Annotated in this window: 20 protein-coding genes; 10 read left to right on the top strand and 10 right to left on the bottom strand. The window is 61.9% G+C overall.

Annotated features, from left to right (window positions below):
- The first annotated feature begins 58 nt into the window (after positions 1-58).
- Entirely contained in the window at positions 59-2,665 is a 2,607-nt protein-coding gene (locus ACODSN_RS05920; protein ID WP_489053885.1) for a TonB-dependent receptor, read from the top strand.
- 3 nt (positions 2,666-2,668) lie between these two features.
- Positions 2,669-3,751: an NAD(P)-dependent alcohol dehydrogenase gene (locus ACODSN_RS05925; RefSeq protein WP_489053886.1), complete on the top strand. Its 1,083-nt coding sequence runs from the start codon at positions 2,669-2,671 to the stop codon at positions 3,749-3,751.
- Here the strand turns inward: ACODSN_RS05925 and ACODSN_RS05930 are convergent.
- Positions 3,748-4,455 (bottom strand): GntR family transcriptional regulator, encoded by a 708-nt coding sequence (locus tag ACODSN_RS05930; RefSeq protein ID WP_489053888.1) that lies wholly within the window; start codon positions 4,453-4,455, stop codon positions 3,748-3,750. The two genes, ACODSN_RS05925 and ACODSN_RS05930, sit on opposite strands and share 4 nt — an antisense overlap.
- 139 nt (positions 4,456-4,594) lie before the next feature.
- Between ACODSN_RS05930 and ACODSN_RS05935 the strand changes: the two genes are divergently transcribed.
- Both ACODSN_RS05935 and fdhA read left to right on the top strand, forming a co-directional pair.
- Positions 4,595-5,680 carry a Rieske 2Fe-2S domain-containing protein gene (locus tag ACODSN_RS05935; RefSeq protein WP_489053889.1) on the top strand — a complete coding sequence of 362 codons (1,086 nt, stop codon included), beginning with the start codon at positions 4,595-4,597 and terminating at the stop codon, positions 5,678-5,680.
- Between the two features lie 58 nt (positions 5,681-5,738).
- Positions 5,739-6,929 (top strand): formaldehyde dehydrogenase, glutathione-independent, encoded by a 1,191-nt coding sequence (gene fdhA / locus ACODSN_RS05940; RefSeq protein ID WP_489053891.1) that lies wholly within the window; start codon positions 5,739-5,741, stop codon positions 6,927-6,929.
- 42 nt (positions 6,930-6,971) lie between these two features.
- Here fdhA and ACODSN_RS05945 read toward each other — a convergent pair whose 3' ends face one another.
- From ACODSN_RS05945 to ACODSN_RS05970, 6 genes are all read right to left on the bottom strand, one after another.
- Complete coding sequence (locus tag ACODSN_RS05945) at positions 6,972-7,379, bottom strand: nuclear transport factor 2 family protein (protein WP_489053893.1); 408 nt, start codon at positions 7,377-7,379, stop codon at positions 6,972-6,974.
- Positions 7,369-8,079: an alpha/beta fold hydrolase gene (locus tag ACODSN_RS05950; protein ID WP_489053895.1), complete on the bottom strand. Its 711-nt coding sequence runs from the start codon at positions 8,077-8,079 to the stop codon at positions 7,369-7,371. The genes ACODSN_RS05945 and ACODSN_RS05950 overlap by 11 nt, the downstream gene beginning before the upstream one ends.
- Positions 8,080-8,264: 185 nt before the next feature.
- Positions 8,265-8,735 (bottom strand): MarR family winged helix-turn-helix transcriptional regulator, encoded by a 471-nt coding sequence (locus ACODSN_RS05955; RefSeq protein ID WP_489053897.1) that lies wholly within the window; start codon positions 8,733-8,735, stop codon positions 8,265-8,267.
- Positions 8,736-8,757: 22 nt separating this feature from the next.
- Positions 8,758-9,939, bottom strand: coding sequence for an MFS transporter (locus ACODSN_RS05960; RefSeq protein ID WP_489053898.1), 1,182 nt, complete (start codon positions 9,937-9,939; stop codon positions 8,758-8,760).
- A 54-nt stretch (positions 9,940-9,993) separates the two neighbouring features.
- A complete protein-coding gene (locus ACODSN_RS05965; protein ID WP_489053899.1) occupies positions 9,994-10,461 on the bottom strand; it encodes a nuclear transport factor 2 family protein in 468 nt (155 codons plus the stop codon).
- 14 nt (positions 10,462-10,475) lie between these two features.
- Positions 10,476-11,114 carry an NAD(P)-dependent oxidoreductase gene (locus tag ACODSN_RS05970; RefSeq protein ID WP_489053901.1) on the bottom strand — a complete coding sequence of 213 codons (639 nt, stop codon included), beginning with the start codon at positions 11,112-11,114 and terminating at the stop codon, positions 10,476-10,478.
- Between the two features lie 131 nt (positions 11,115-11,245).
- Between ACODSN_RS05970 and ACODSN_RS05975 the strand changes: the two genes are divergently transcribed.
- The gene (locus ACODSN_RS05975) at positions 11,246-11,707 is read left to right on the top strand and encodes a nuclear transport factor 2 family protein (RefSeq protein ID WP_489053903.1); all 462 of its coding nucleotides are present in this window, start codon (positions 11,246-11,248) and stop codon (positions 11,705-11,707) included.
- Positions 11,708-11,776: 69 nt separating this feature from the next.
- Here the strand turns inward: ACODSN_RS05975 and ACODSN_RS05980 are convergent, their stop codons facing one another.
- Complete coding sequence (locus ACODSN_RS05980; RefSeq protein WP_489053905.1) at positions 11,777-12,598, bottom strand: SDR family oxidoreductase; 822 nt, start codon at positions 12,596-12,598, stop codon at positions 11,777-11,779.
- 260 nt (positions 12,599-12,858) lie between these two features.
- Here ACODSN_RS05980 and ACODSN_RS05985 point away from each other — a divergent pair, with 260 nt between their 5' ends.
- Genes ACODSN_RS05985 through ACODSN_RS06005 form a run of 5 tightly spaced genes read left to right on the top strand, consistent with a single transcriptional unit; the run spans position 12,859 to position 16,471 of the window.
- Complete coding sequence (locus tag ACODSN_RS05985; protein ID WP_489053906.1) at positions 12,859-13,617, top strand: SDR family NAD(P)-dependent oxidoreductase; 759 nt, start codon at positions 12,859-12,861, stop codon at positions 13,615-13,617.
- Positions 13,618-13,642: 25 nt separating this feature from the next.
- The gene (locus tag ACODSN_RS05990; RefSeq protein WP_489053908.1) at positions 13,643-15,187 is read left to right on the top strand and encodes an FAD-binding oxidoreductase; all 1,545 of its coding nucleotides are present in this window, start codon (positions 13,643-13,645) and stop codon (positions 15,185-15,187) included.
- Positions 15,187-15,582, top strand: coding sequence for a c-type cytochrome (locus ACODSN_RS05995; protein WP_489054132.1), 396 nt, complete (start codon positions 15,187-15,189; stop codon positions 15,580-15,582). The genes ACODSN_RS05990 and ACODSN_RS05995 overlap by 1 nt, the downstream gene beginning before the upstream one ends.
- Entirely contained in the window at positions 15,579-16,100 is a 522-nt protein-coding gene (locus tag ACODSN_RS06000) for a hypothetical protein (protein WP_489053909.1), read from the top strand. Before ACODSN_RS05995 ends, ACODSN_RS06000 begins: the two co-directional genes overlap by 4 nt.
- Positions 16,097-16,471 carry a VOC family protein gene (locus ACODSN_RS06005; RefSeq protein WP_489053910.1) on the top strand — a complete coding sequence of 125 codons (375 nt, stop codon included), beginning with the start codon at positions 16,097-16,099 and terminating at the stop codon, positions 16,469-16,471. The genes ACODSN_RS06000 and ACODSN_RS06005 overlap by 4 nt, the downstream gene beginning before the upstream one ends.
- A gap of 226 nt (positions 16,472-16,697) precedes the next feature.
- Here the strand turns inward: ACODSN_RS06005 and ACODSN_RS06010 are convergent, their stop codons facing one another.
- Together ACODSN_RS06010 and ACODSN_RS06015 are read right to left on the bottom strand one after the other, a co-directional pair.
- A complete protein-coding gene (locus ACODSN_RS06010; RefSeq protein WP_489053912.1) occupies positions 16,698-19,007 on the bottom strand; it encodes a TonB-dependent receptor in 2,310 nt (769 codons plus the stop codon).
- A gap of 343 nt (positions 19,008-19,350) precedes the next feature.
- On the bottom strand, positions 19,351-19,866 hold the full coding sequence (locus ACODSN_RS06015) for a nuclear transport factor 2 family protein (RefSeq protein WP_489053913.1): 516 nt from the start codon (positions 19,864-19,866) through the stop codon (positions 19,351-19,353).
- Between the last annotated feature and the right edge of the window lie 18 nt (positions 19,867-19,884).

Genomic DNA, 19,884 nt, shown 5'->3' on the forward strand with positions numbered 1-19,884 from the left:
ATCTAAAAGACATGCCAAATCGCCGGAACAGGCGTGAATGGAACGGGAGGGATATTCCATGGATAAAACGACCATTGCGCTCTTGCTGGCCTCGACGGCATCGATAGCCGGTCCGGCTATCGCGCAGGGCAGCCCGCAATCAGACGCCAACGCAGCAGCCACCGGTCAGGGCGGGATTGTGGAGATCGTCGTCACGGCACAAAAACGCGCCGAGAATGTCCAGGACGTGCCGATCGCGATTTCGGCTTTCACATCGGAGGCGTTGCAGGAACGCGCGATCGGCAGCGTATCGCAGTTGTCGGCGATCGCGCCCAACGTCAATCTGGATGCCGGCACGCCATTTTCCGGTTCGACGGCTGTGCTGGCGGCCTATATTCGCGGCATCGGTTCCGACGACTTCGCGTTCAATATCGATCCTGGCGTCGGCATCTATCTCGACGGCGTCTATCTGGCGCGGACGGTGGGCGCGAACCAGGATCTTCTGGACGTCGCCCGCATCGAAATATTGAAGGGGCCGCAGGGTACGCTGTTCGGCCGCAATACGATCGGCGGCGCCATCTCCATCGTCACCGCCGATCCGGGCAAGGAGTTCAAGGCCACCGGCGACGTGACGGTGGGCAGCTATGATCTGCTGCAGGTCCGTGGGTCCGTGACTATCCCGATAACCGAGGGTCTGAGTTCCGCCGTCACCTTCGGCGTCAAGACGCGCGACGGCTTCCTCAAGCGCGTGCCCTTCCCTGACGCGCGCGCCAACAACACGCCATCGTTCAACGCCTTTTCCGCGGCCGGCTATGACAGCGCCAGCCGCGAAGGCGGAAACAACAATTGGAACTTGCGCGGCAAGCTGAAGTGGGATGATGGCGGCGCGATCCGCGCGACCTTCTCCGGCGACTACAGCAAGGACAAGGGCACATCGGCCAACAAGCTGCTTGGCACGGCGGAGTTCGTGCCCGGCAATTTCGCGGGAACCACGAACCTGCCGGGCACTGCGTTCGACCCAACCGGCACCACCGGCTTCCTGTTCGCCGGCCTGTATAATTTCTGTATCGGCAGCACCGGTGCGGAAATCGCGGCGCGTAATGCCTCTGCCCTGTGCGGGGTATCGGGCACCCAGTTCAATCCGCAATTCCAGCTGCCAAGCTACGCCAGCGTCAATGTGGACGGCAACCCGGCCAATGATCGTCTGCCATGGGACAACCGATATTTCCTGGCCGACAAGGATCGCAGCTATGCGACCGGGAACAGCTACTCCAGCCTCAAAACCTGGGGTCTCAGCGGCATCGTCGATTTTGATCTGGCGGACAATGTCGCGCTCAAGTCGATCACCGCCTATCGCGAATTGCACTGGAATGCGGGCCTTGATGCGGACGGATCGCCCCTCAATTTCGGGCAGTTAAGCTTTACCATGAACCAGAAGCAGTTCAGCCAGGAGCTGCAACTGTTGGGCGACGCATTGAACAAGAAGCTGCGCTACGTCCTGGGCGCTTATTATTTCAGCGAATCCGGCGACCTGCACGATTATGTCACCTTTGCCGAAGGTCAGGTGCAGGTCGATGGTCCCAATCAGCTTTCGACGAAGAACTACGCCTTTTTCGGCCAGTTGGACTATCGCCCGATCGACCTTATCGGCCTCACCATCGGCGGGCGGTATACCAATGAACGCAAGCGGTTTGAGGGCGGCCAGCAGGAATTGAATGGGTTCAACTACAAGCTGTTCGGCTGCGCCAACGCGGACGGCACCATCAACCCCGGCGGTCCCTTCCCGCTCGCCCCGATCCCGTGCCAGGCGGGATTGAGTTTTCCCGATCCCACCAATCCCGTGCGCGTCTACACGCCCGGCGTGAACCGCAAGAAGTTCAGCGACTTTTCGCCAAAGGTCGGCGTGCAGCTGCACCCGAGCAAGGACCTGATGATCTATGGCAGCTGGTCGAAGGGCTACAAGACTGGCGGCTGGACCACGCGCTTGACGAACCCGCAGGGCAATGTCGCGCCCGACTTTAACGAGGAAAAGGCGACGACCTGGGAGGCGGGTATCAAATCTACCCTGCTGGATCGCCACCTTCAGCTGAACGCGGCGGTTTTTTCGACCAAATATCGGGACATCCAGCTCAACATCCAGGTCGGTACGTCGCCCACCATTTCCAATGCGGGCGACGCGCGTATCCGCGGTTTCGAGTTGGAGGTCCTCGCCGCGCCCGTCGATGGCCTGACGATCAACGGGTCGGTGGGCTATATCGACGCCACCTATTCCTCGGTGTCTCCCGCGACGGCGGCGGTCGGCGGCGCCAATGTCTTTCAGGCCGGAACGCTGGTGGGCGAAACCCTGCCCAAGACCCCGAAATGGAAGATCAATGTCAGTCCCCGGTACGAAGCTAGGCTGGGCAATGGCGGCTCGCTCGTTCTGCTGGCTGATTGGACGCACAGTTCCAGCGCTTGGAACGACACGCAGCGCACGTTCCTTTTGCAGCGCGTGCCCAGCGACATCGTCAACTCCAGCATCAGCTATCGCGAGCCGGGTGGCCATTGGTCGCTGACAGCAGGCGGCACCAACCTTACCGACAAAAGGTTCCTGACCTCGGGGGGATCGAACATCGCGGCAGGAGCAATATTCGGCACTTATAATCGGCCGCGCGAATGGTATCTGCGCTTCGGCTTCGATTTCTGATCGGTGGAGGCGATCAGCATAGACGCGGTTGTTGTCGAACATGCGGGCGGTCCGCTGCGGTTTCAGCGATTGACGATGGATCCGCCGGGGCCAAGGCAAGTAAGGGTACGCATCGTTGCCTGCGGCATCTGTCATACCGACATGGTAATGCGCGACGGGGCGTTGCCTGTGCCCTTTCCCGTCATATTGGGACATGAGGGGGCAGGGGTCGTCGAAGCGTTGGGCGCGCAGGTCGGCGACCTCTCGGTCGGCGATCATGTGCTGTTGAGCTTTCATAGCTGCGGCGCGTGTCCCGCCTGTCACGACCATCAACCCGGCTATTGCAGCGACTTCGTGCAGCGTAATTTTCTGGGGCTGCGCGATGCGGGCGAGGGGACCGTCCGGCGCGGGGGGCATCCGATTGGCAGCAATATTTTCGGTCAATCCGCCTTTGCCAGCCATGCGCTGGCGCATCGGGATAATGTCGTGCGGATCGAGCCGGACCTGCCGCTGGACCTGCTCGCGCCGCTGGGGTGTGGTGTGCAGACCGGCGCCGGGACCGTGCTGGAAACGCTGAACGTGCAGCGGGGACAGTCGATCGCGATAATGGGGGCGGGGGCGGTCGGCCTGTCGGCGCTGATGGCGGCGACAATCGCAGGCGCGGCGCGCGTGGCGATGCTTGACCGGCATCCCCACCGGCTCGATCTGGCGCGCGAACTGGGCGCGACGCAGACGGCTGGCGAGCTTGGATCGCTGGAGGGGTTGTTCGACTATATCGTGGATACGACCGGCGTGCCGATCCTGCTTTCTCAGGCCATCGCTATGCTGGCGCCGCGCGGTACGCTGGCGCTGGTCGGTGCCTATCCCCGCGGTGGCCTGACGATCGACCCTTCGGCAATCATGAGCATGGGGCGGCGGATCGTCGGCGTGGTCGAAGGCGGCGTCGATCCCCAACGCTTCATTCCCCGCCTGATCGGTTATTACCGCGACGGCCGCCTGCCATTGGAAAAGCTGGTCCGACACTATCCCTTCGCCCGGATCGAGGACGCGTTCGCGGCGTCGGAGCGGGGCGAGGTCGTCAAGCCGGTTGTCGTGATGCCGCTCTAATGATCCTTTACCGGCGGCAGTTGCAGTTCGGTGCCGAACCGTTCGAATACACTGCGATTGCCCACGGAGGCGCGTGCGTGGTGGCGCATCAGGCGTTCCGCCTCGTCCGCCTCGCCCGCCAATATCGCGGCGCTGACGGCGCGATGCTGATGATGCGCCGATAGCAGATGCCGATATTCCGTTTCGAGATCGTCCCAGTCCAGAGCAAGGGCCGCCGCAGAGGCGAAGGGCAGGTGGTTGTTGCGCGACAGGGCGATGAGGATCGCCTGATTGGCGCTGCCCTTCACCAGCAGGTCGTGAAAGGCGAGATTATAGCTGTAAAAACGCTCAAGGTCGCCTTCTTCCAGATGGCCCTTGGCGAAAAGCGCGTCGCCAAGCTGGAGGCAGGCATTCAGGCGCATGGCAAACTCCGGGTGCACGGGTCGGGACGCGACGATCTTGGCCGCCAATCCTTCCAGCACGCCGCGCACCTCTATCGCGCCATCGATCTGCGCGGCGCTGGGTCCTCGCGCCGCATAACCGCGCGCGCCCAGTTTCACGACCAGCCCTTCCTGTTCCAGCGTTCGCAGGGCGGTTCGCACGGGCATACGCGATACGCCAAGTCGCTCGGCCGTGGCAATTTCCGCGATCCGCGCGCCATCGGCCAGTTCGCCCGAAGCGATCATCTTGCGCAATGCCACGACCACGCGCTGGCCCGGTTTCATACGCTGTTCCATAGCGACGTCTTAAGGCGTGAAAAGCCCGCAGCAACCCTCAATCGTCCTTGACTCATACGGGTCGAATTGCTCTATTGGATCCAATAATAAGGGGCGGGAGCCGTCCCGCGACGTCAAGGAGACGGCAGTGGACCACCAGCAACCGCCCGCAAAGCCATGGCCCCGCAATGCGTGGTACGTCGCGTGCACGCCCGACGAAATCGACGGCAAGCCGCTAGGTCGCCAAATCTGTGGCGAACGGATGGTTTTCTTTCGCGGCGCCAGGGGTAGCGTCGCAGCATTGGACGACTTTTGTCCGCATCGTGGCGCACCATTGTCGCTCGGCACGGTGCAGGATGGGGCGCTTGTGTGCGGGTATCACGGGCTGGCCATGGGGTGCGAGGGCCGCACGGTCGGGATGCCGGGACAGCGCGTGGGGGGCTTCCCGCCCATTCGCACTTTTCCGGTAATCGAACGCTATGGCTTCATCTGGGTCTGGCCCGGCGATGCGGATGCCGCCGATCCGGCGAAGCTGCGTCATCTGGAGTGGGCCGAAAGCGACGAATGGGCCTATGGCGGCGGCCTCTATCATGTCGGCTGCGACTATCGGCTGATGGTCGACAATCTGATGGACCTGACCCACGAAACCTATGTTCATTCCACGAGCATCGGTCAGAAGGAGATTGACGAAGCGCCCGTGAAGACCCGCATTGTCGGCGATGAGGTCGTTACCAGCCGCTTCATGGACGGGATCAAGGCGCCCCCCTTCTGGCAGATGGCGCTGCAAGGCGCAGGACTGCCCGGCGATGCGACGGTCGATCGCTGGCAGGTCTGCCGATTTTCCCTGCCCAGCCATGTGATGATCGAAGTGGGCGTCGCGCTGGAAGGGAAGGGCGGCTACGACGCGGAGGACCAGTATAAGGCGTCCAGCATCGTCGTCGATTTCATCACGCCCGAAACCGAAACGTCGCACTGGTATTTCTGGGGCATGGCCCGACGCTTTGCTGTCGCGGACAAGGCGCTGACGGATACGATCCGCGAGGGCCAGGGCAGGATTTTCGGCGAGGACATGGAGATATTGCAGCTGCAACAGCGCAATCTCGACCGCTATCCCGACCGCAAGCTGCTGCTGCTGAACATTGATGCGGGCGGCGTTCGTTCACGGATGATGATCGAAAAGGCAATCGCGGATGAAAGTGCGGCGCAGCCGGCGGTCGAACCCGTCCATGCCTGACCCGCGCCGGGGACGTTGGGTAAAGCCGACCCAAATCGGCGGATAATAGGAGAGAGTGATGAGCAGCAATAGAGGCGTGGTCTATGTCGGCCCCGGCAAGGTCGAGGTGCGGGATATCGCGGATTCGAAACTGGAGGCGCCCGACGGTCGCCGGATCGAACATGGCGTGATCCTTAAGGTCTTGTCGACCAACATCTGCGGTTCTGACCAGCATATGGTGCGTGGCCGCACGACGGCACCAGCCGGATTGGTGCTGGGCCACGAAATCACCGGCGAAGTGATCGAAAAGGGCGTCGATGTTGAGATGCTGGAGATCGGCGACATCGTTTCGGTGCCCTTCAATGTCGCCTGTGGCCGCTGTCGAACCTGCAAATCACAGGACACCGGCGTATGCCTGACAGTCAATCCGGCGCGGGCGGGCGGCGCCTATGGCTATGTCGACATGGGAGGCTGGATTGGTGGGCAGGCGCGTTATGTGACTGTGCCTTATGCCGATTTCAACCTGCTCAAACTGCCCGACCGGGATCGGGCGATGGAGAAGATCCGCGACCTGACGATGCTGTCCGACATCTTGCCCACCGGCTTTCATGGCGCGGTGATGGCGGGCGTCGGGGTCGGATCGGTCGTCTATGTCGCGGGCGCCGGACCGGTTGGCCTTGCGGCGGCGGCGTCCGCGCGGATACTGGGCGCGGCCGTCGTCATGATCGGCGATTTCAACAAGGACCGGCTGGCCCATGCCAAGAAGGTGGGCTTCGAACCAGTGGATCTGTCAGCCAGCGACCGCCTGGGGGATATGATCGCGCAAATCACCGGCAGCAACGAAGTGGATGCCGCGATCGACGCGGTCGGGTTCGAGGCGCGCGGGCATACCGGCGGGGAACAACCCGCCGTCGTGCTGAACCAGATGATGGAAATCACGCGGGCCGCCGGGTCGATCGGCATTCCGGGCCTTTATGTGACCGAAGATCCCGGCGCTGTCGATCAGGCCGCCAAGCAGGGCAACCTCTCGCTGCGTTTCGGCCTCGGCTGGGCCAAGGCTCAATCCTTCCACACCGGCCAGACGCCGGTCCTGAAGTATAATCGCCAGTTGATGATGTCCATCCTGCACGATCGCCTGCCGATCGCCGATATCGTCAATGCCAAGGTCATATCTCTGGAGGATGCAGCCGCTGGTTATGAGACGTTCGACAAGGGGGCTGCGGAAAAGTTCGTGCTCGACCCGCACGGAGCAATCCTGAAAGCGGCGTGACGAAATAGGGGGGTGGCGGGCCGCCTTCCCCCCACTCGCCGTTTAGAAAGCGAGCGTGCCGCGCCGGTCGGCAAACAGCCACAAACCGTCTTGCAGGATCAGTCGGTCGAAAAAGTCGCCGACCAGGGTCCTGTCCGCCATGTGCAACAGAACATAGCTGTGCGCGCGTACCTCATGGTCCGACACGATATCGACCACCGTATTGGCCATGACATGGTGCGTCATCCGTTTGGCCCGATCGCGGAAGAAGATGCGAATCGCGTCCCTGCCAATGATCGGCTTGTCCGGTTCGGTGGGCCGGGCGAAGCGACCGTCTTTAGTGAACATCGCCGCAAGGCCGTCATGATCGTGCGCGTCGTTCAACATGGCGAAGCGTCGGATCTGTATTTCCACCGCCCAGACGGCGGCGGTCGTATCGGGCCTGTTCCCAGCGGGCGCATCATGCGGCATCGGGCGTATGCATCCAGCGTTGCAAGGCTTCGGTGACGGCTTCCGGCGCTTCCATGGGCGCCATATGGCCACTGCCGGCAAATAGGACGTAGCACGCCTGGGGAATGATCGCGGCGATCGCCTCATGCTGATCTGGCGGACTCCAGCGGTCCTGGTCGCCAACCCCGATCATGACCGGGCAGGTAATGGCGTTGAGCTGTTTCCGCGCATCGGGCCGGGCCAGCAACGCCGCGATCTGCCTGCGGTGTATCTCCGGCGACATGCGCTCGACCATGCCATATAAAGTATTGCGCAGCGTCGGGTCCTGTTCCAGCGCGCCGTCCCTGACCATCGGCGGCAGCCAGCGGTCTGCCAGTGCCCGCATCCCCGATTGCGCGCTCACGTCCAGCAATGCCTGGCGGCGCGCCGGCTCCTCCGCGGTCGCGGGATGGACGCCGGTGTCGAGCAGCGCGATGCGACTGACCCGCTCGGGCGCCCTGGCGATTACCTCCAGCGCCACCCGCGCGCCCATCGAATGGCCCGCGATCGAAAAGCGCGCCGGGCTGTCGGTCAATATGTCGGCGGCCATTTCACCGATGGATGACTGGCGGGTCAGGTCCGGGATCCGCACGTCATAGTCAGGCGACAGGGCGGCAATCTGATGATGCCAGACAATGGCGTCGCACAAGAGTCCAGGCACCAGATAGAGTGTTTCGCGCACGCTTCATCCTTGTCGGAGACCCCTGTGGAAGAACTGCGCGATCAAGGCATAATGCGCCCGGCACCCACGGCTCTCCAAAAGTCGGACAGTCCTTGATTGTGTCCTTGGGAGACATTTATCATGCCCCGTCGTGCGTCGCAACGGTCAGACTGCCGCAGCGTGACTAAGTGGCGCGGTCATGCCGATCAACTGTCGTTAGAATCACCCGCCCATGCGCGCGATAATCGGGCCAGCATTTCACGAAGCATCATCCGTTCGCCGGAACTCAATGTCGTCCAGGCCCGTTCCTCCGCTTTCCGGATCGTCGGCAGTACATGGTCATGCAGCGTCTGGCCCTTGGCGGTCAGGTGCAGCAGGCTCTGCCGCCGGTCATCGCGATCCGCCTCTGTGGCGATCAGGCCAGCATTTTCCAATTGCCGAAGCACGCGACTGGCGACGGATTTGTCCACCATCACGATTTTGGCCACGACGGCGGCGCTCGATCCGGGCGACATCGCCAGCACTCTGAGCACACGCCATTCGGTCAGCGTCAAATCGGCCAGCGCCCGCGCGCCTCGCGCGGCGAGGATGGTGAGCCGGTTGGCGGCTGAAAGAAAGTCGAAGCTGAGCGAAAGGTCCGTCGGCAGGCCAAGTTCTGGCGGCGGCTCGTCCTTCATCGTCGCAGGTCCTTCACGTTGTTCAACCATCGCGATGTCTGTCCGAAGTGATGAACAGCATCGCAGCGACTGATACGATCCATCCCGCCGCCATCGTCAAGATGAAAGGTCCCCACACGCCGCCCGCCAGCATCGATCGCCACAGCGGCGGGTTGACGAAGGTGGCGAGAGCGCCCGCCTGGTTGACGAGCGCGGCGGCAGCGCCATGACGGGCGGGCACGGCGGCCAGCGGCAATGTCGCCGTCACGATCGCCAGCGAGGCGCCGGAGCACAGAATCCACGCCCCCGCCACGACGTAGCGCGTGGTCAGTCCCAATTCCGGCTGGAACGACAGCGCGCCGGTCGCGAAGCCGAACAGCGCCACGACGAGGAACAGGCGCGACGGCGACAGATAGGCCTTGTTCATCAGCGCGCCCGCGCCGAACGATCCCGGCAGCATCAGCAACGTCAGCAGCGAGAACGCCCCGGCGGCGGAAGCTGGCGAGATATGATGCACCCGGACGAACCAGTCGGGAAAGGTGATGTTCGCGCCAAATCCCATGCTGATAACCATGAATGCCGCCAGGCCGAGCGCGAGCAAGGGAGGACTGGCGCAGGCGGCGGCAAGATCCGCAATTTGCTGCCCCAGCTTCGGTAGCGCGGACGCGTGATGCTGGCGGGGTAGCAGGCAGGCCAACAGGCAGGCCCCTACCATCAGCGCGCCGAAAAGCGCGAACGGCAGCCGCCAACTTTCCGACCCGGCACCAATGCTGCCCAGCCCCAGCCCGACGGCCGTTCCGATCGGCGCATAGGTGGCCCACAATGTCAGCGCCTGCGTGCGCCGGGGGCCATCGACCGTGGCCATCAGCAATGCTGGCGCGGCGGTGTAGATGTGGACCACCGCGACCCCCTCGATCAGGCGTGCGGCCTGCAACATCCAGAAGCGGTCCGCGACGAGATCGATGGCATTGGCGAGTGCTCCGACCACGGCGGCGCCGATCAATACGGCTCGTGCGCCGAAACGCCCGATCACGAGGCTGCTGGGAATGGCCAGAAGCACCGCGGGCACGGCGATCAGCGCGATCAACCAGCCGAACTGCCGATCGTCGATCCCGAAGCGCGACATGATGTGCGTCGCCAACGGGATGATCCGGGCCACGGCTGCCGAAGCGCAGACGCCGAACAGGTAGATGACAAGGATCGACGACCAGCTGCCGGGCTTCATGTGCTTTCTCCACAGCTTAGGTCCGACCTGGCTGTCACTCGGGCGGTTGCGTCGTTATGCTGGAGCGAAGCAAAGCGCCCCGCGTCGTTCCCGGAATCGCCAGCCGTCCGCCGTCAATATGAGATCGTCGCTGGTCGTGCCGATCAGGACGTGCGGATCGCGATGAGGCAGGCCGCCTTCTGCCGGTAGCTGGCCGGTGTATAGAAGGATGTTCGCCGTCACGCTTGCGTGGTCGCAGGCAAGCACTTCGACCAGAATGTTGGAGACGAAATGGCGCACGGCCTTGTTCGATCGGTCGGCATAGGCGGCGCGGATCGCGGCTATTCCCTCCAGACGAACTGCGTCGCGCGGCCCTATCAGGATGGCGGAGGGCACGAACAGGGCAAGCGCGCTGTCGACTTGGCCGGTGTCCACCAGTAAAGCGTAGGTCAGCAGAAGGCGCGTGCAGTCCCGTTCGATCGACATCCGCTGCACCGGCGTCGTGCTCGTTGCCGGGATCTTATCCGCAAGGGACTCTCCCACGGTCGGTTGCATAGTCAGTAGCCGACCGTAAAACGCTGCCGAACGTGAGCGGGCGTTTCCAGTTCGTCTACCATCGCAACGGCATAATCTTCGTACGAAATTGCGCTCGATCCGTCGGGCCTGACGATCAGTTCATCCAGGCCCGTGCGGAACACTCCCGTCCGGCCGCCCGGCTCGGTGCCGTAAGATTCGTCGTTGGAAAACATCATCGCGGGCGAAAGGAAGGTCCACTTCAGATCGTCCGCCTTTTTCAGTTCTGCGAAAAACGCGATACCAGCATTTGGCTCTTCCAGGAACGCGTCTGGAATCTGGCCGCTGTCGATGACCTTGGTAGTGGTTCCCGGCAGGTACAGGCTCGCAGCGCCGCCAACCATCAGGTAGCGTAGCACGCCCGACTGCCGGACCGCGTCGAGTAGGTCGGCCGCATTCATCTTGAGAAAGCGGATCGAGACCATCACCGCGTCATGGCCGCGCAGCAGTTCGATCAGCTCATGCGGTCTTTCGACATTGCCGGCGCGCGGCGTGACGTTGGGATGGGGCGGAACCTTGTCGGGATGGCGCACGATCGCGGTGACGTAGTGCCCGCGATCCAGCAATTCTTGCAGCAAGCGCTTTCCTACAGGTCCCGTCGCGCCGAGCAGTGCAACCTTCATCACGGCCTCTCCATTTTTCGCGACGCTTCTAGCGCCACTTAATCATATAGTTGTCAATGCAACCATGTGTCGATAAGGTCAACCATCATTTGCCGCACCGTCGGGTGCGGCACTGCAAAGGGGAATGCGGCATGCCAGGCGATACTATCACAATCATGGATTCGGCGGAACGGCTGGCCGCGCAGGATTGCCTTGGCCGCTATCTCGCCGCGCTGGATCGGGGTGATCTCGATGGCGTGATGGCGGAACTGGCGATGCCGGATTGCCGGTTCACCGACACGCGTGGGAACGTCCATAGCGGTCATGGGGAGATTCGCGCGATGCTCGCCGGACTGGTCGGTGATCCGGATTTCCGCGGCCGTCAGCACATCGTAACGCCGCTGTTCGCGACGCAGGAAGGGCGCGCCATCGTCGTCGAATCCTACTGGATGGTGGTGAAGTGGACTTTTGCGGACAATCGGAAGGAAATCTTCTCGATCGGCCATTCGCGTGACACGCTCGTACCCGGCGAGGGCGGTTGGAAGATCAGCGAACGCAGCCTGTCATGGCGAACCGAACAGCATGGACCGTGGATCGGCCTAGACCAGGCGTGATCGACTCGCGAGCGCTGCCGATGGCTGTCCGACGGCCAGCAATGCGCCGGACAGCCATCGACCGGACAGTCATTGGCCGGCCTGCGCGAGGGACGCGATGATCGCGTCATGCCGTCGTTGATAGTCCACCATCAGTTCCGGGTGCGTGATCGCCCAGAAGCGTCCTTCGCGATAGGCGTCGATTGCTATTGCGGCGGCCTCTTCCGCCGGCATGCGCGGATAGGCCAGACGTGCCACCACGTCACCCGATGGCGGCGGTGCGACGGGCGGCGGCTCCGTGCCTAATCGAGCGGCGTGGCGTGCTTCGCTATCGCCGATATCTGTATCGACCGGGCCGGGACAGAAGGCGATGCACCCGACCTTGCTGCCGTTCGCGACAAGTTCCGCCTGCAAAGCCTCCGTGGCGCCGAGTGCGGCGAATTTCGATGCAGCATAGGCGCTTGCGCCGACCTGGCCGGAAAATCCCATCATCGACAGCGTGTTGATGATGTGTCCACCATCGCCGTTTGACTGGAGGATAGGCAGGAACTCATCGATGCCGTGGATTGTGCCCCAGAAATTGATGTCCATGATCCAGCGCCGATCCGCATCGGTCAGATCCAGGAATGGGGCATATTTGCCGACGCCCGCATTGTTGCACAACAGGTGAACGGTGCCGAAGGTTTCCACCGCATGCTGGCGCAGAGCACTTATCGATTCCCGGCTGCTGACGTCGACGATCCTGGTGGGCAGGCCCAGTTCGTTGCCGGCAGCTTCCAGCCGCGCGGCATCGACATCGGCGATCATCACTGTCATCCCGGCGTTGCGCAAGCCTTTCGCCAGTGCCTTGCCGATGCCCGATGCGCCCCCCGTGACGACCGCGAAACCCTGCTGCGCCGCGATATACTCCATTTGCCCTTCTCCCATGTCCTTTATTAGCCATGCCTAGCGTCAATCAGTTGCATACACAACGTTATTGGGGTGCGTTACAGCAGGCTGGCTTGCCGCTGCGAACACTGATGACTCCATGTGCTGCCGCGACCTCGCATGCGCCGGCTCATAACCCGCGACTTCACCGCACGTTACAGCCCAACGCTTGACATGTTACCGCGCTTCGCCGATGATAACGATCGTTATGATAAGATCGACGATGATCGGCGAAGCGAGGCGAGATGGATCCGAGAGGTAAAATTGCGGTCGTAACCGGCGGCGCGTCGGGACTGGGTGAGGCGATGGTCCAGCGCTTGCGCGATATGGGTGCCCGCACGATCATACTGGATTTGCACGCGCCCGCCTCCGCCGATGACGACTTTCTGTGTTGCGACATTGCCGATCCGCAGGCGGTCGCCGCCGCCGTCGCTGCGATCGATGGCCCCATATCTATCCTGGTCAATTGCGCGGGGATCGGCGGCATCGGGCAGATTGCGACGACCGATGCGCCGGGGGATGTCGCGGCCTTTCGCAAGGTGATCGACGTAAACCTGATTGGCGCGGTCCATGTGACCAGCGTAGTCGCGCATCGCATGATCGGCAATGATCCCGAGGGGCCGGACGGGGAGCGCGGCGTCATTGTCAACGCCTGCTCGATCGCGTCTTTCGAAGGACAGGAGGGGATGGGAGCCTATGGCGCGTCGAAAGCGGCATTGGCGGCGCTCACCTTGATCTGGGCGCGTGATCTGTCGCGCCACGCCATCCGGTGTGTGGCCGTCGCGCCAGGGTTCTTCGAAACGCCGCTGACGGCGCACATGCCGTCCGACCTGGTAGAGGAACTGGTCCAGGGCGCCGAGTTTCCCAGGCGCGCCGGTCGCGCGGAGGAGTTCGCCGACGCCGCATCGTTCCTGATCGGATCGCCCTATATCAATGCCGAAGTGCTGCGCCTGGACGCTGGCGCCAGGCCTCCCGCGCGCACGCGTTGGACCGCCCCGGCCTGAATCTTCTTCGAAAGGCTTCTCGAATATGCGCTCCACCATCGACCCGGCTGCCGTCGCTGCGGCAAAACAGGCTTTCGCCGCGATCGTTGGCGCGGATAACGTCTTTTTCGATGAACCGGATCAACTGTCCTATCAGGACAAGTTTGCTATCGATGACGCACGCCATCATCCGGCGGGGGCCGTCGCGCCAACGACCGTGGAGCAGATCAAGGCGATCGTGCGCGTGGCGAGCGAGCGCAGGCTGCCGCTCTGGCCGATAAGCCGGGGCAAGAATCTGGGCTATGGGGGATCTGCTCCCCTTATGGCGGGGTCGATCATCCTCGACCTGAGCCGAATGAAAAAGATCGAATATGATGAAGCGAATGGGACCGTGTTGCTGGAACCGGGCGTCGGCTTCTACGATCTTTACGATTTCCTGAAATCCAAGGGAATGAAGCACTGGTTGTCGGTTCCCGGCAACAGTTGGGGGTCCGTCATCGGAAACGCCCTCGACCGGGGGGTGGGCTATACCCCGTATGGCGAGCATACGACGAAGATCTGCGGCATAGAGGCAGTGATGGCCGATGGTCTGGTCGTGCGTACAGGGATGGGGGCGCTCGACGGCGCACCGACATGGCAACTCTACAAGTTCGGCTTTGGCCCGTCCTGGGACCAGATGTTCGTGCAGTCCAATTTCGGGATCGTGACTAAGATGGGCCTGTGGCTGATGCCAGCCCCTGAGTCGCTGATGGGCATGGATCTGGAATTTGACCGCCCCGAAGATCTTGGGCCGCTGATCGACGCGATCGCCCCGTTGCGGCGGGAAGGGCTGCTCCAGCAATCGCCGACCATCGGCAATTGGCTGCGCGCGGCGGCCGTCGTAACGACGCGCGATCAGTGGACCGACAAGCCGGGCGCTTTGTCCGACGACGTCATCGCGGCGATCCGCAAGAAGTTTCACGTTGGCTGGTGGGGCGTCAGCTTACGGCTCTATGGTCGAGAAGGGGTGAACAAGGCCGCCTACGCCGTGCTGGAGCAGGAATTGACGAAGCTGAAACCGATGAGCCTGCGACCCACAAGCTGGAAGACGGGTGAGCCGCTGGAGTCGACCGGGTGGACCGGCACGCCGCTGACCATGCCGATGCAGAACGCGAACTGGCATGGCGGGCGGGGCGGGCATATCGGCTTCTCGCCCATTCTCCCGCAATCGGGGAAGGCGGCGATGGAGCAATTTCAGCGAACCTACGCCTGTTACAAGGAGTTCGGCATGGATTATCAGGCGAGCTTCGCGTTCGGCGAACGGCACCTCATCAACGTGAACGCGGTCCTGCTGAACAAGGATGACGCAAACATGATGAAGCGGGTCGATCCGTTTTTGAAACGTCTGATCTCGGACGCCAAGGCGCAGGGCTATGGCGAATATCGCACCCATCTGGACTATATGGACGCGGTTGCTGGAACCTATGACTTCAATGGGGGCGCTCTGGCAAAACTGAACCGCAAAGTGAAGGATGCGCTGGATCCCCAGGGTGTCATCGCGCCGGGCAAGAGCGGGATCTGGCCTTCCTCCATGGCGGGAGAGCGAGCATGATGCGGCATAAATGGCTTTTGCTTGTGCTCGCAGTGGCTGCGTGCGGGGGCGCGTCGGAAGATCGCAAAGACGCGGTCGATCAGCCCAAAGGCCCGCCACCGCTACCGGCACCTGAAACATTGTCGTCGCGCCCCGGTGCGGCACCGGGCGAGCGGTTGTTTCTGGGTAAGTGTGCGATGTGTCATGGGCCGGGCGGTATGGGGACTGGCCTGTTGGCGCGACGCACCGAACAGCCGTTGCTGGAAAAGCGCACCGACCTGACGCCGGATTTCGTGATCCAGGCAGCGCGCATGGGCATTGGCAACATGCCTGCCATTCCTCGCGGCGAAGTGAGCGATGCCGATCTGGAGCTGATCGCCAACTATCTCTCTGCGAAGAAAGGAGGAAGCAAATGACGCCTGTCTCACGGCGAAGCTTCGTTTCAGGCGCGATGGTCGTCACCGCCGTTGGTGCTACCTTTCGGTCGACCGCGATCGCACGGCCCGGCAATGCCCTATTGCTATATGATGCCGATCTGGCAGCCGGGGCGCGCTTCGCCTCCCATGCACAGGCGCTGGGCGGCGAAGCCAGCCGGTTGGAGGGCGACCGGGTCAGGCAGGTGCAGGCACTGCTGGCAAATGACCCTACGACTATTTTCGGCGTGTCCCGCCATGGCGACGAATGGCTTGTGACAGATGTCGCGGCGCAGGCAGGCTATCGCCGGCTATCGCTGATCCAGCATCGCGTAGCGGGCGACATCCTTCCGTCCTGCTCGCCCGAAAGCGCGTCAATCGCGACTTTGGCTCGGCTGGCTGGCGGGCGCTGGCCGGAGGCTTTTGCGGAATTGGCGATGGGCGGGATCGAGCGTTGCGAAACACGATACCATCCGGCGGCGGCCGAGCCGGCTTTCAGTTGGGTGTTGGCGCGCGGATGACCGTGGCCCGGTTGAGCTTTTTCAAGTTATTGGTGGCTGATCTTGACGCCATGATCGCCTTCTACGCGGCGGCCTTCGACATGACAGTCCATGCCCGCATCAATGACACCGATTTTGAAGAGGTGTTGGTGCGGCAGCAGGATCAAGACTTTCTGCTCGGCTTGCTCTGTTGGAGGAAAGACCGTCCCGTCGATGTACGCCCAACGGGCTGCGTGACCGGTTTCGTCACGCAGGATATCGATGTAGCGGTCGAAAAAGCGATTGCGGCGGGCGCTTCGTTGAAGCGCGCGCCCTTCGATATTCCCGGAACCCGCGTGGCTCTGGTCTACGATCCCGAAGGGCATGAAGTCGAGTTCGTTCAGTTTGTGTAACTGACAGAGACTGGCGTCGACAGAAAAACCCGATAGCGATCGTCCCGGCGCCGGACTCCAATGTTGCAGAATCACATTCACATGTGACGCTGGTCGGCCCTGGACGCGGGATGTTGCAACGTTTTTCTGGGCCAACGATGTGTCTTGCCGCCAAAAATATGGCGCCCTACCCGGTCCGGGTGGAGCGCCATTTCATCAGCGTTATAATTTAAAAACAGAGGCGCGGTCAGAACTTCCGCTTCAGGCTGACCACGAACTCGCGGGGACGACCGGGCTGACCATAGGCGTTGCCGGACTGCGCGAAGCGGTCAAACTTGTTCGTGTAGTAGAATTTGTCGGTCAGGTTGGTGACGGCCAGCGCCGCTTCCCATCCTTCGTCCGGCGTGCGGTAAGTGATGCGGGCATTGAGGAGGCCGCGCGACTCCACCTTGCCGAGCAGGAAGTCGGGAATATTATTGGGGATCGTCGTTTCGAATTGCGACTGCCAGGTATAATCGACGCGCGGCGTCAGCGAACCATGGTCGCCCAGGTTGATTTTATACTGACCACCCAGTGCATATTTCCATTTCGATACGAATGGCGCTTTGGTCAGGCCCGGCACGATGCCGCTTCCCGCCGTCGCGCTGACGAAACGAAAATCGGTGTAGCTGACCGAACCATCGATCGAGAGGCCCGGCAAGGGCCGCGCATCGAATTCCAATTCCACGCCATCGATCTTCGCGTCGCCCACATTGCGGGTCGCCGAACAGAAGGGGAAACCGGGCGGGCTGATATCCGGACAGCTTGCGGTTTGGCCCTGATAATTTTTGTAATCATTATGGTAGTAAGCCCCGTTCAGACGGAGTTTCCGATCGAACAGAAGCGTCTTGAAGCCGGCTTCGTAGCTGGTCGAGGTTTCCTGTGCGAACGGCACCACCTGCTGCGCGAGATAGGGACGCGGGTTGACGCCGCCGCCCTTGAAGCCTGTAGCGACCTGCGCATAGAAGCGAATGTCGGGCACGATCTCATAATCGACCGCAACCCGGTAATCCCAGCGATTTCCGGAAAAACGGCCCACTAGCCCGTCGAGCGAAGCGACGCGAAAATCGGTCGGCACGCCCGGTATGGGGCTCATGCGATGGAAAATGTAGCTCTTGCTCTCGTCCGTGTAGCGGATTCCGCCGGTGATGTTGACGTTTTCAAGGGGATGCAGCACGCCATGCAGGAATGCCGATTTGGACGTCTGCTTGAACGGATCGTCATAGAAAAAGTCGAGCTGCGCCACACCGACCTGAATACGGCCGCTCTGGTTGCTGTTGCCCTTGTAATAATAAGCGCCCGTGGTGATGTCGAGTAGCTTGCCGAAGGTGGCGGATAGCCGCAATTCCTGCGTGAACTGCCGGTGCAGGAATGCGACGGCGTTGTTCGATATATCCTCGGGCGAATTGTCCGCGTCCCAGGAGCTCGCGCCCTTGGCGTAGCGATAGGCGGTGATCGACTTCAAGGACAGCATGTCCGATAGCCTGATATCCAGCGTGTTCGAAATGCCCCAGCTGCGCAGATCGCTTTGGCCCTTGTTCGTGTATTGATTGGCGGTGCCGGGAAGGCCGGTGTAATTAGCGTAACTGGTGTAGCTCTTGGGTCCCGTCACATAGTTGCGGCCACCGATGGGCGCCAGAAAAATGGCCTTGCCCGGCGACGCTTCGGAATCGTCCTGCGTAAAGTCGGTGATCAGGTTGTTTTCGATGTTATCCGACGCGATCCAGCGAAGCGCGCCGCGAACGGCATAGATATTCTGCCCACCCTCGGTGCCGATCACGCATTTGTCGGCCGGCGAGGCGAACGTACCGCCCGGCGCGGCGACGCCGTTGACGCAGCCGTAGTCCAGCCGTTTGAAGAAGCCATCGACATGGCGCGCCATGCCCGAAATGCGTGCGTACAGCTTGTCCTGCGCCAGGGTCACGTTGGTTGCGCCGCGAATGCCGACGCGGTTATAGGATCCGTACAGCGCCTCGACATAGGCGTCCGCATCATCGTTGGGCTTGCGCGAAAACAGCTTGATGGAGCCGCCGATCGAGTTCTTGCCGGACAGCGTGCCTTGCGGCCCGCGCAGGATCTCGACGCGGTCGAGGTCGACCAGATCGAACGCCGCGCCCGAACTGATGCCATAATAGACGTCGTCGATATAAATGCCGACGCCAGGCTCGTTGGGAAACTGAAAGTCGGTGGCGCCGATGCCCCGGATGCTGACGGCGGCGGTTTGTGCGCCGCCACCCTGGCCACCGGCTGAAAAGGTGACGCTGGGCGCGCGCTGGGCCACGGATTCGACGGTGGTCTGGCTCCGCGCTTCCATCAGCGATGCATCGACCGCCGTAATGGCGAGCGGTGCTTCCTGCACGCTCTGGTTGCGGAATTGCGCCGTGACGATGATGTCCTGGATGCCATCGGTGGGCTGAGCCTGGGCCGTGGTTGCGCTGGCATTATTCTGGGCCAGCGCCGGTGTGGTGATCGACCAGGCCAGGGCGCTGATTGCGACTCCCGCCCGGATTGTGATCAACGGATTCCTTGTCATACTATCCTCCCCTACGAAGTCAGGGAGTGCCTGCATCGAAGACCCTCATCACAACCCGATTACAGCATCCTAGTGCATCGCTGTCGTCGCGTCATTCTTCAGGTCGAACGTCGTGTCGCAGACCTCTCCTCATTCGACTCTGAAACTGCGAAGCCGCATGTCCGGTCGTGAAAAAACGATAACGAACGTTACGAATGTAAGCAAGCGATGAATGGATAATAATATCATTCGTTATGGTATTTTGCCGTATCCGTGGCTTCGTTCCGAACGTCCGGCGGCTGATCCGGTACATCAATGGCGCAATCCGGTGTCCGACAGTGATAAGGGTTCAGCCCTCTATTCTGTTTTCATTGGGGTCGATCCGAAGCATCGCGGCACTTTTTATCGCAGGGTCCCAATGTTCGACGATCCTGCCATTCTCGATACGGAAGAGATCGAACCAGCTCGTATAATAGACATCGCCCTTCGCATCTTTCTCCGTCCGCACAAATGTAAAGCTCACCATGTCCCGCTCGGCGACGATCGACACCAGCGGCAATTCTATGCGGGGGGCGATGGCGCGTTGCGGGCGGGAGCCCCGAATAAAGGCTTGCAACGCTTTGACGCCGCTCACGACGTTGGGATTGTGCTGAATATAGTGCGGACCGATGAAATCGGGCGCGCGGTCGGCATGGCCGCCCTGCAAGACCGTGCGATACATGTCGTAACACAGGCGCTTGTTGGCCGCGAGGATGGGGTCGTCGCTGTGCATCAACTGCGCATGATCTGCGGAAACGACGGGCAGGGTCTGCCCGTCGGGCATCCGCTGCGTCGCGGGCTTCAGCGTGGTCGTCCGTTGGGTCATCACATCCTCGTCAAATCC

It is taken from the genome of Sphingobium sp. FG11, assembly GCF_057809915.1.